Here is an 11435-nt window from a genome sequence, read left to right as displayed (position 1 = left end):
CCATGGACTACCAGAAGCTCGCGAAGAAGATTGTCCAGCGCGCCACGAAGAAGGGCGCCAGCCAGGCGGAGGCGTTCCTGGAGGTGGGCCGCCAGAGCAGCGTGCGCGTGCGCGAGGGACAGATTGAAGACCTCACCCAGTCCACGTCCAAGGGCGTGGGCTTGCGCGTCGTGGTGAAGGGCCGGCTCGGCTTCGCCTTCACGTCGGACTTCGAGCCCTCGGGCCTGGACCTCCTCGTGGACCAGGCGCTGAAGCTGGCCCAGGCCGCCGCGCCCAACAAGCTCAACGGCTTGCCCGGCGTGAAGGAGCTGGGCCGCTTCGGCGACACGGGCGAGCTGTACGACGCGGCCGTGGCCAACCTGCCCGGCGACTGGAAGGTGAAGGCCGCGCTGGAGATGGAGAAGGCGGGGCGCGCGGAGGACTCGCGCGTGACGACATTCAACGCGGTGGGCGCCGGGGACTTCGTGTCCGAGGTGTACGTCGCGTCGTCGGAGGGCATGGCCGGGGGCTACTCGGGCACGTACGTGTACCTGTTCGCGATGCCGGTGGCCGCAGCGGACGGCCAGCTCCAGAAGGGCTACTGGCTGGACTACAAGCGCTTCCTCGCGGACCTGGAGCCGCCGGAGTCCATCGGCCGCGAGGCGACTCGGCGCGCGGTGCGGATGCTGGGCGCGAAGCGCGTGAAGACGCAGCAGGTGCCGGTGCTCTTCGACCCGCTCGTCACCGCGTCCTTCGTGTCGGGCGTGGCCAGGGCTGCCAGCGGCAACGCCGTGCACCAGCAGGCCAGCATGTTGGCCTCGCTCCAGGGCAAGCGGCTCGCGAGCGAGCACGTCACGCTGGTGGACAACGGCCTGCTGCCCCGGGGCCTCTCCACGGCGCCCTTCGACGGAGAGGGAGTGCCCACCCGGCGCACCCCCATCATCGACCGGGGCGTGATGTCGAACTTCCTCTACGACGCCTTCACCGCGCGCAAGGCGAAGGCGCGACCCACGGGCAACGCCAAGCGCGGCTACAACGCGCAGCCCTCCATCGGCACCAGCAACCTGTATCTGGAAGCGGGCACCACTCCGCCCGAGCAGCTCATCCGCGAGGTGGACCGGGGCTTCTACGTCACGTCGCTGCTCGGCCACGGGGCCAACCCCGTCACGGGAGAGCTGTCCGCGGGCGCCAACGGCCTGTGGATCGAGAACGGCGAGCTGACGCACGCGGTGCAGGAAGTCACGGTGGCCGGCAACGTCTTGAAGATGCTCCAGGACATGGACGGCATCGGAAACGACCTGCAGTTCCGGGGTGGCACGGTGGGCGCGCCCACTGTCCGCTTCCGGCAGCTCACCCTCTCGGGAGAGTAGCCCTACCTCCCGCGTCCCTTTAGCGTGGGCGACGCGAGAGGCCACCCTCCCCCACTCGTTGGGGGAGGCGCATGTCAGGGCCTCCGGCTACACCTTTCGTCCGCAGCGCAGGAGGGCGCACCCATGGCAGCGAAGTCCGCACGGAAAAAGACGGCCGCCGCCCCGAAGGCGAAGCCGGCAAAGAGCAGCACCCCTCGCAAGCCCCGCCGCAAGAAGGCGGACCCCAGGTCCCGGGGCCTGACGCCCGCGGACGTGGCCAGCGACTCGGTGGAGTACCCCATCGAAATCCTCGAGGCCGTGCGCACCGATGGCGGCGAGGTGCTCGGCGTCTACCGCGAGCCGTTGGGAGGCCACCCGGTGGTGCTCGCGGTGCTGCCCATCGACCTGGTGGAGCCCACGCCGTATCAGCGGGACTTGTCCGAGCCCCACGTGAAGCGGCTCGCCAGCGCCATGGAGCGATTGGACCGGTTCCTGGACCCCGTCATCGCCGTGCGCAAGGACGGCAAGTACTGGACGCCCAACGGCAACCACCGCCTGCACGCGAGCAAGTTGTTGGGCGCCAAGTCCATCATCGCGCTGCTGCTCCCCGACGAGGACGTGGCCTATCAAATCCTCGCCCTCAACACGGAGAAGGCCCACAACCTCAAGGAGCGCTCGCTGGAGGTGGTCCGCATGTACCGGGGCCTCGTCGGCGCGGGCCGCGCGGGCAAGGAGACCGCCTTCGCGCACCTGTTCGAGGAGCCCGCCTTCGTCACGCTGGGCGCCGCGTACGAGAAGCGCCCCCGCTTCTCCGCGGGCGCCTACCACCCCTTCGTCAAGGTGGTGGAGGACTTCCTCGACAAGCCGCTCGTCGACGCGCTCGCCCTTCGCGAGGCCCGGGCGGACCGGCTCCTGGAGCTGGACGACGCAGTGGTGGCCGTCGTCAACGGCCTCAAGGAGCGGGGCATGCAGAGCCCCTACCTGAAGAACTTCGTCGTCGCCCGCATCAACTTCCTGCGCTTCCGCAAGAATGGCGGCAAGCCCGACTTCGACGAGACGCTGGACCGGATGCTGGCCAGCGCGCTCAAGTTCAACCTGGAGTCCGTCAAACGCGAGGACATCGGCCGGATGGGCGGTGGCCCTGTTGAGTCGGACGAGGACCACGGCTAGGGAACGGGGATTGCAAGAAGCGGCGCCCGACATGACCACCTCCACCGTTCTTGTCGTCGACGACGACCGCGCCAACCTTGACTCCGTGACGCGCATCTTCCAGCGGGAGAACATGGCCACGCTGTCGGCCGCCAACGGGACGGAGGCGCTGGAGCTCCTGCGCCGGCCCGAAGTCACGGTGATGGTGACCGACTTGATGATGCCCGGCATGGACGGGCAGGAGCTGCTCCGCGCGGCGCGCACCATCCGCCCCGACGTGGAGGTGGTGCTGATGACGGCCTACGGCACGGTGGAGACGGCCGTGGCGGCGATGAAGGACGGCGCCTACGACTTCATCACCAAGCCCCTCAAGCGCCACTCGCTGGTGAAGGCGGTGCAGAAGGCGCTGGAGAAGCGGGCCCTCGTCTCGGAGAACCAGACGCTCAAGGCGAAGCTGGCGGAGATGAGCGCCGCGGGCGGGCGCACCATGGTGGGCCAGTCCCCCGCCTTCCGCGCCATGCTGGACACCATCCGCCAGGCGGCGCCCTCCACCGCCACGGTGCTGCTCCTGGGCGAGTCCGGCACCGGCAAGGAGCTGGCCGCGCGCTCGGTGCACGAGTTCTCCAGCCGGGCCAAGGGCGCCTTCGTCGCCGTCAACTGCGGCGCGCTGCCGGAGAACATCCTGGAGGCGGAGCTGTTCGGCGTGGAGCGCGGCGCCTTCACCGGCGCGGTGGCCCGTCGCGAGGGCCGCTTCGAGCGCGCCCACGGCGGCACCCTCTTCCTGGATGAAATCGGAGAGATGCCGCTGCCCGCCCAGGTGAAGCTCCTGCGCGCGCTGGCCGAGGGCGAAATCGAGCGGCTGGGCGGCACGCAAATCGTGAAGGTGGACGTGCGCCTGGTGGCCGCCACCAACAAGGACCTCCAGAAGGAGGTGGCGGATGGCCGCTTCCGCGAGGACCTCTACTACCGCCTCAACGTGGTGGAGATCCGCGTCCCCGCGCTGGCCTCGCGCCGGGAGGACATCCCCCTGCTGGCGGACGCGTTCCTGCGCCGCTTCGCCGCGAAGAACGGCAAGGTGCTGCGCGGCTTCTCCCCGGAGGCGCTCCAGACGCTGGAGAACTACGCCTGGCCCGGCAACGTGCGGGAGCTGGAGCACGCCGTCGAGCGCGCGGTGGTGCTGGCGCGGGGCGAGGTGCTGGAGGTCAGCGACCTGCCCGAATCGGTGCGCAAGGGCCCGCTCGGCGCCGCCTCCCAGCTGGTGATTCCCATTGGGACACCCATGGAAGAGGTGGAGCGGCGGGTGATCCACGAAACGCTGCGCCACACCAAGGGCGACAAGACGCTGGCCGCCCGGCTGCTGGGCATCGCGGCCCGCACCATCTACCGCAAGCTGGAGCGCGAGCAGTCCAACGGCGGCGAGCCCTCCACCGGCGGAAGCGAGGACTGACAGGCCGTCACAGAGGCCCCCACCTGGCTTTGACAATTTGTCCCAAGGCTCGGGGCAGCTCGCTCAGTCGCCCGGAGCGGCCCTTCATTCCGGAATAATTTCGAGCGCTTGGCCGTCCCCGTTGATTGGCCCCACTGGCCCGCGGTGGCACCTGGCTTGCTCTCCACCAGTTCGGCTTTCTCTCGGAAGCGTGATGGAACTCTTCTTTCGAAAATACTTTTGGACGGTGAACCTGCTGTTCGTCCTCCTCGTCGCGCTGTTGGCGGCGAAGACGGTGAACCTGTTCGTCGAGTCCGCCATCTCCCCGGTGCCCACGTCGGGGGCCGCCTCGCGCGCGCCCGCCAACGCCCGGCCAGCCCAGTCCGCACTGGCGCTGCCGGACATGGAGCAGCTGTCCCGGGTGACTGGCATCAAGATTCCGGAGCCGGAGGTCGCGGTGGCTGAACCCACCGCTCCTCAGGTCGACCCCAACGCGGCCCCGGTGAAGAGTGGCCTTCGCGTGAAGCTGCTCGGCACGCTCGTCGCCGGCAACCCTGACTGGTCCTTCGCTTCCATCCAGGACATGGTCACCCAGCGCTCGCAGACGTACATGGTGGGCAATGCCCTGCAGGGCGCCACCGTGCTCGAAATCGAGCGTGAGCGCGTCATCATCGTCAACGGGGGCCGCAAGGAGTTCATCGACGGCAACCCGGGCGACGGCGCTCAGGCCTTCACGCCGCCCACGCCTCCGGTGGCGCAGGCGAACACCGCGTCCACCAGTGGCATCCGCGCGGTCAGCGACAACGAGTACGAAGTGCCGCGCGCGGAAATCGACAAGACGCTCAACAACCTCAACGACGTCGCCATGCAGGCGCGCATCGTTCCCGCCTTCAAGGACGGGCAGGCCGTGGGGTTCAAGCTCTTCTCCATCCGCCCGGACTCCATCTACTCCAAGATTGGAGTCCAGAACGGCGACGTCATCCGCCGCATCAACGGATTCGACCTCAACAGCCCCGAGAAGGCGCTCGAGGTCTATTCGAAGATGAAGGACTCATCCCGCATCGAAATCGAGATCGAGCGCAACGGCGCGCCGATCCGCAAGTCCTACAACGTCCGTTAAACCCCACGCCGCGCCCGCTCCTCCATGAAGACGCTCCCGTCCTGGATGCTCTGCCTTTGCCTCGCGCTCGCCGTCCCCGCGCAGGCCCAGCGCCGCCCCCCCCCGCCCGGCTCCTCCGCGCCCGCCGCACCCGCGGCGCCGGGTGAGCGGACCATCACTCCCCAGTCGTCGCCCACGGGCGCCGACGAGTCCAACCCGGGTTCACGGCGCACGCCCACGTGCGAGGAGGCCCGGCGCAACGCGCGCTACGGCATCTACTTCGACAAGGTGGAGATCGAAAAGCTCGTCCAGACGGTCGCCGACGCCACCTGCCGCACCTTCATCCTTCCGGAGAACGTGCGCGGAAAGATCTCCATCATCGGCCCGGAGAACGGCCGCGTCGAAGTGGACGCGGACGCGTTCTACTCCGCCTTCCTGGCATCGCTCGACGCCAACGGGCTCGCCGCGTACCAGTACGGCCGCTTCATGAAGATCGTCGACAAGCGCTCGGCGAAGCAGAACCCCATCCCCACCATCGTCGACGACGAGCAGCCGTACACCACCAACGAGCAGATGATCACCAAGCTGTTCCGCATCCGCAACGTGGAGGTGGAGCCGCTGCGCGGGGTGCTGCAGCAACTGGTGTCCAAGGACGGCGACACCATCCCGTATCCGCCGGACACCATCATCGTCAACGACGTGGGCTCCAACATCCACCGACTGGAGCGCCTCATCAACCAGTTGGACACGCGCGCGGCCAGCGACGAGCTGCGGGTCATCCAGGTGCAGTACGCGTCCGCGCAGGACGTGGCCACCACGGTGCAGCGCCTCTTCGAGGCCAAGGGCGCCCGCCCCGGCCAGCGCCCCGGGACGTTCACCCCGGGCAGCACGCCGGGCCAGCCGGGCGGTGAGGTCATCGCGCAGCCCGCCTCGGGCGGCCAGGAGGCCTCCGCGGGCCCGGTGACGCTGTCGCAGATCATCCCGGACGAGCGCACCAACAAGCTCATCATCGTGGCCAGCCCCGCCGCGTTCGAGCGCATCCAGGACATCGTCACGCAGATCGACATCCCCTCCGGCACGGGCGGCCGCATCAACGTCTACTACCTGGAGAACGCCAACGCGGAGGAGCTGGCCAGCACGCTCCAGTCGCTGGCCCAGGGCACCGCGAACCGGCCGCGCTCGCCGATGCCGAACATGCCCCAGGGCGTCCCCCGTCCCACCGGCACCACCCAGGCGGCGGAGCTGTTCAGCGGCGAGGTGAAGATTTCGGCGGACAAGGGCACCAACTCGCTGGTCATCGTCGCCAGCCAGACGGACTACAAGAACATCGTCCAGGTCATCCAGCAGCTCGACACGCCGCGCCGCCAGGTGTTCGTCGAGGCCGTCATCATGGAGGTGAACCTGGACCGCAACGCCGAGTTCGGCGTCAACCTGCACAGCGGCTTCGCGCTCCAGACCGACAGGGGCGCGGCGCCCGGCCTGATTGGCACCAACAACGGCGGCCAGGGACTTCCGCCCTCGCTGAGCCTGGCGAACCTGGCGTCCTTCGGCGGCTTCCTCGCGGGTCTGCAGGGCCCGGTGATTCCGGCGCTGGAGAAGCTCGGCCTGGACATCCCCGCCTTCGGCGTGGTGCTGCACGCGATGCAGCAGAGCTCCGACGTCAACGTGCTCTCCACCCCGCACATCCTCACCAGCGACAACGAGGAGGCGGAAATCACGGTGGGCCAGAACGTGCCCTTCCAGTCCGGCTTCTCGCCCTCCTCGCTGGGCTCCCAGGTGGGCGGGGCCGCTGGCGGTGCGGCGGGTGGCCTCAACCCGTCGCTGCTCGCCGGCCTGGGCGGACTGGGCTCGCTCTACGCGCCCATCCAGCGCCAGAACGTCGAGCTGAAGCTGACCGTCAAGCCGCAGATCAACGACAGCGACTACATCCGCATGGTCATCACCGAGCAGACGGAGGAGATCGCCTCCAATGACCCGGTGCTCGGTCCGACGACGAGCAAGCGCAGCGCGAAGACGACGGTCATCGCCAAGGACCAGGAGACGGTGGTGCTGGGCGGCATCATGCAGGACCGCACGATTGAGTCCGTCACCAAGGTCCCGGTGCTGGGAGACATCCCCATCATCGGCAACTTCTTCCGCGAGACTTCGCGCAAGAAGACGAAGACGAACCTGCTCCTGTTCCTGACGCCCTACATCATCCGGGGCCCGGAGGACTTCCGCATCATCTTCGAGCGCAAGATGAAGGAGCGTCAGCAGTTCGTGGAGCAGTTCTACGGCCAGGTGCCGGGCTACGACGTGGCGGTGGACTTCAGCCGCAAGCCCGGTCCGCTGTCGCGCATGAACCAGGCCGTCATCCGGGAGCGCAACCGCGCGGAGAACGGCGGCCCCGGCCTGAATGGGGAGCGCATCATCGGGCCCGGCGCGGGCCAGAATCCGGCGCCTGCTCGCCAGAACACCACGCAGCCCGCGCGGCCCACGCCTACCCAGTCGCGTGAACCCGAGGTGCGGGAAGCAGCACCGCCCCCCAGGGGTTCCGAAGAGTCACCCCCCGCGGCCCCGACGCCCGAAGCGCCGGCTCCGGAGTCCTCCGGAGACGCGTCGCCAGAGCGTCTGCGCATCCAGCCTGAATCGGGGAACTAAGAGCCCATGAACGTGACCGCCGACCCCACTCTCGCCACCATCGCATCTGGCGCGACCGCCGCTCGGAACGACTCCACCCAGGTCGTCTCCCACGGGCAGGCCTTCCTCTGTGGAAGGCCCCTGGGGGAGATCCTCCGCGCGCTCGTCCCCTCGCTCACCGAGGAGAAGCTCCGCGAGGCGCTCGCCACCCAGGAGGAGAAGGGCGGGCGCATCGGTGAGGTGCTGGTGGGCCTCAAGGCGGTCTCCGAGGAGGATGTCGTCAAGGCCCTGGGGCACCAGTTGGACCTGCCCTACCTGGCGCGCATCTTCACGGAGGAGGTGGACGCGGAGCTCGTCAAGCGCATCCCCATCAACTTCGCCAAGCAGTCGCACATCCTCCCGCTGTCCGTGGAGGGTGACACGGTGGTGCTGGCGGTGGCGGACCCGCTGGACACGTCCACCATGGACCACGCGCGGCTGCTGTTGGGGCAGAGCATCAGCCCCCGGCTCGCGCTGGCCTCCACCATCACCGACGCCATCAACAGCGTCTATGACCGCTCCATCAACGAGGCCGAGCAGCTGGTCGACGAGATGGAGACGCAGGACCTGGACGCGCTCGCGCACGAGCTGGACGAGCCGCAGGACCTGTTGGACACGGACGACGAGGCGCCGGTCATCCGGCTGGTGAACTCCGTGCTCTTCCGCGCCGCCAAGGAGCGCGCGAGCGATATCCACATCGAGCCCATGGAGCGCGAGCTGCTGGTGCGCTTCCGCGTGGATGGTGTGCTCCAGGAAGTCATCAAGCCGCCCAAGCGCTACCAGAACGCCATCGTCAGCCGCGTGAAGGTGATGGGGCAGCTCAACATCGCGGAGAAGCGCCTGCCGCAGGACGGCCGCATCCGCATCAAGCTGGCCGGCCGCGACATCGACATCCGCCTGTCCACCATCCCCACCACCAACGGGGAGCGCATCGTCATGCGTCTGTTGGACAAGACGGCGACGCTGCTGGACCTGGCCGAGATTGGCATGAGCCAGGTGACGCTCCACGCGATGGAGGCGGTCATCAAGCGCTCGCACGGCATCGTCCTCGTCACCGGCCCCACGGGCTCCGGCAAGACGACGACGCTCTACGGCGCCCTGTCGAAGATCAATACCTCCGACCTGAACATCCTCACCGTCGAGGACCCGGTCGAGTACCAGCTCAAGGGTATTGGCCAGATGGCCATCAACCCGAAGATCGGCCTCACCTTCTCCCAGGGCCTGCGCTCGTTCCTCCGCCAGGACCCGGACGTCATCATGGTCGGCGAGATTCGGGACAAGGACACGGCGGAGATCGCCATCCAGGCGTCCCTCACGGGCCACCTGGTGCTCTCCACGGTCCACACCAACGACGCGGCGGGCGCCGTCACCCGTCTGGTGGACATGGGCGTGGAGCCCTTCCTGGTGGCCTCGTCGCTCACCGGCATCCTCGCCCAGCGACTGGTGCGCCGGGTGTGCCCCGACTGCCGCGTGGCCTACACGCCCACGGACGTGGAGCTGAAGGAGCTGGGGCACTCGCTGGCTTCGTTCAAGGCGCGCTACGGGACGGACCGCATCTACAAGGCGGTGGGTTGCCCCACGTGCAATCGCAACGGCTACCGAGGCCGCACGGGCATCTACGAGTTCCTGCCCGTGGACGACGACGTGCGCCAGCTGGTGCTGAAGAACGTGGACGCCTCCACCATCAAGAAGTCCGCCACCAGCAAGGGGATGATCACCCTGCTGGAGGACGGTGCGAGGAAGATTGCCCTGGGCGAGACGACCATCGCCGAAGTGCTGAGCATCACCCAGGAGGACATGTAACCGACAGCTCCTCCCTGGGGGGAGCCGGGGTCATCGAGCCATGCCGGTCTTCGAGTACAGAGGTCTCAACTCCGCGGGCAAGCAGATCAAGGGTCTGCTGGAAGCCGACTCGCCCAAGACGCTGCGCTCCAAGCTGCGCGCGGACGGCGTGTTCCTCACGGACGTGCTGGCCCAGGCGGAAGGAAGCCGGGGCGCGGTGTCCAAGGGCGCCAACGCGTCGCAGGTGGCGCGCGACATCGACCTGCGCAAGCTGGGTCGGGGCCGCGTCAACACCGACGACGTCGCCATCTTCACCCGGCAGCTCTCCACGCTGCTGGGCGCCGGCGTCACGCTGGTGGAGTCGCTCACCGCCCTGGTCGACCAGGTGGAGAAGGAGCGCTTCAAGCGCGCCCTCTCCGACATCAAACAGCGCGTCAACGAGGGTTCGACGCTCGCGGACGCGCTGGGTCAGCACCCGAAAATCTTTCCCAACATCTACGTGAACATGGTGCGCGCGGGAGAGGCGTCCGGCGCGCTGGACGCGGTGCTCACGCGCCTGGCCGACTTCACGGAGAACCAGGCCCGGCTGCAGCAGAAGATCCTCAGCACCATGCTCTACCCCGCCATCATGATGGTGGTGGGCGGCGGCATCCTCGTGGCGCTGATGGTCTTCGTCGTGCCGAAGGTCACCAAGATCTTCGAGACGATGAAGGCCACGCTGCCCCTGAGCACGCGCATCCTCATCGCCACGAGCAACTTCTTCCAGAACTGGTGGTTCGTCGCCGTGCCGATGATGGCGCTGGGCGTGTGGCTCTTCATGCGCTGGACGAAGAGCCCCAAGGGCAAGCCGAAGTGGGATCGCTTCGTGCTGAAGGCGCCCATCGTCGGCAGCCTGGTGCGCCTGTTGTCCATCTCCCGCTTCGCCCGCACGCTGTCCACGCTGCTCAAGAGCGGCGTCCCGCTGCTGGCGGCCATGGACATCGTCAAGGCCATCATGACGAACACCGTGCTGGCCGAGGTCGTGGAGAAGGCCCGCGACTCCATCCGCGAGGGCGAGAGCATCGCCACCCCGCTCAAGCGCTCGGGTGAGTTTCCACCGCTCGTGTACCACATGGTCGCGATTGGAGAGCGCTCCGGGCAGTTGGAGGACATGCTCACCAACGTCGCGGACAACTACGAGACGCAGGTGAATGTGCGCATCGGCGCGCTCACCTCGCTCCTCGAGCCGCTGCTCATCGTGGTGATGGGCGCGGTGATTGCATTCGTAGCCCTGTCCATCCTGTTGCCGATTCTCCAGGTGAACTCGGCCATCCGGTGAGGTGCCAGGGCCATGACGAATGACACGCTCGACCGTTGGATACAGCGCGCGACGCTCGCGGCGATGATTGCCCTCGCGGCGGCGCTGGTGACGGTGGGGGCCCGACTGTACGGGCCCCGGGCCTCCGTGCCGCCCGCAGGGGTGGTGGACGGCCCCCGGGCACCCTGACAGGAAGTCCTGAACACGATGCGGTGGCTTGCCAGAAAGTCACCCCGAGGTGAGAGCAGACATGAGCCAGAACACCCACTCGCAGCAGCGCCGCCGCAACCGCAACCGCCGCGGCATGACCCTCATCGAAATCATGGTGGTCATCACCATCCTCGGCCTCATCGCCGCCGCCGTCGGCGTGGCGGTGATTCCGCAGCTCGAGGCGGCCCGCAGGGACAGGGCCTCGCTGGACATCAAGAGCATCCAGGGCGCGCTGAAGCTCTACTACACGAAGAAGGGCAAGTACCCGGACACGTCCTCGGGCCTCAACGCGCTGGTGGAGACCCAGTCGCTGGAGCAGATGCCCAAGGACCCGTGGAACAACGACTACGTGTACCTGAACGAGGGCGGCAAGCCCGTCATCATCTCCTACGGCGCGGACGGCACCGCCGGCGGAGAGGGCAACGACGCGGACATCTCCTCCGCGGACGGCGCCACCGCCAACAACAAGTGAAGAATTAGCGCACC

9 protein-coding genes are annotated in these 11435 nt (G+C 68.1%); all 9 read left to right on the top strand.

The window, feature by feature from the left end; all coding sequences use genetic code 11:
• The first annotated feature begins 2 nt into the window (after positions 1-2).
• The 9 genes from G4D83_RS28620 (at position 3) to gspG (ending at position 11421) form a co-directional block, all read left to right on the top strand.
• Entirely contained in the window at positions 3-1349 is a 1347-nt protein-coding gene (locus tag G4D83_RS28620; RefSeq protein WP_163868022.1) for a TldD/PmbA family protein, read from the top strand.
• A gap of 123 nt (positions 1350-1472) precedes the next feature.
• Entirely contained in the window at positions 1473-2498 is a 1026-nt protein-coding gene (locus G4D83_RS28615) for a ParB N-terminal domain-containing protein (protein WP_163868021.1), read from the top strand.
• 31 nt (positions 2499-2529) lie between these two features.
• Positions 2530-3924 carry a sigma-54-dependent transcriptional regulator gene (locus tag G4D83_RS28610; protein ID WP_163868020.1) on the top strand — a complete coding sequence of 465 codons (1395 nt, stop codon included), beginning with the start codon at positions 2530-2532 and terminating at the stop codon, positions 3922-3924.
• Positions 3925-4117: 193 nt separating this feature from the next.
• On the top strand, positions 4118-5023 hold the full coding sequence (gene gspC, locus G4D83_RS28605) for a type II secretion system protein GspC (protein ID WP_163868019.1): 906 nt from the start codon (positions 4118-4120) through the stop codon (positions 5021-5023).
• A gap of 24 nt (positions 5024-5047) precedes the next feature.
• Entirely contained in the window at positions 5048-7642 is a 2595-nt protein-coding gene (gene gspD, locus G4D83_RS28600) for a type II secretion system secretin GspD (RefSeq protein WP_163868018.1), read from the top strand.
• A 6-nt stretch (positions 7643-7648) separates the two neighbouring features.
• A complete protein-coding gene (gene gspE, locus G4D83_RS28595) occupies positions 7649-9463 on the top strand; it encodes a type II secretion system ATPase GspE (RefSeq protein ID WP_163868017.1) in 1815 nt (604 codons plus the stop codon).
• Between the two features lie 40 nt (positions 9464-9503).
• Entirely contained in the window at positions 9504-10760 is a 1257-nt protein-coding gene (gene gspF / locus G4D83_RS28590; protein WP_163868016.1) for a type II secretion system inner membrane protein GspF, read from the top strand.
• 12 nt (positions 10761-10772) lie between these two features.
• Positions 10773-10928 (top strand): hypothetical protein, encoded by a 156-nt coding sequence (locus G4D83_RS45650; protein ID WP_176435920.1) that lies wholly within the window; start codon positions 10773-10775, stop codon positions 10926-10928.
• 61 nt (positions 10929-10989) lie between these two features.
• Complete coding sequence (gene gspG / locus G4D83_RS28585) at positions 10990-11421, top strand: type II secretion system major pseudopilin GspG (protein ID WP_163868015.1); 432 nt, start codon at positions 10990-10992, stop codon at positions 11419-11421.
• Positions 11422-11435 lie beyond the last annotated feature (14 nt).

It is taken from the genome of Myxococcus eversor, from assembly GCF_010894455.1.
Classification (GTDB): domain Bacteria; phylum Myxococcota; class Myxococcia; order Myxococcales; family Myxococcaceae; genus Myxococcus; species Myxococcus eversor.
The sequence above is the reverse complement of the archived record's forward strand: the minus strand, read 5'-3'. Positions and strand labels throughout refer to the sequence as shown.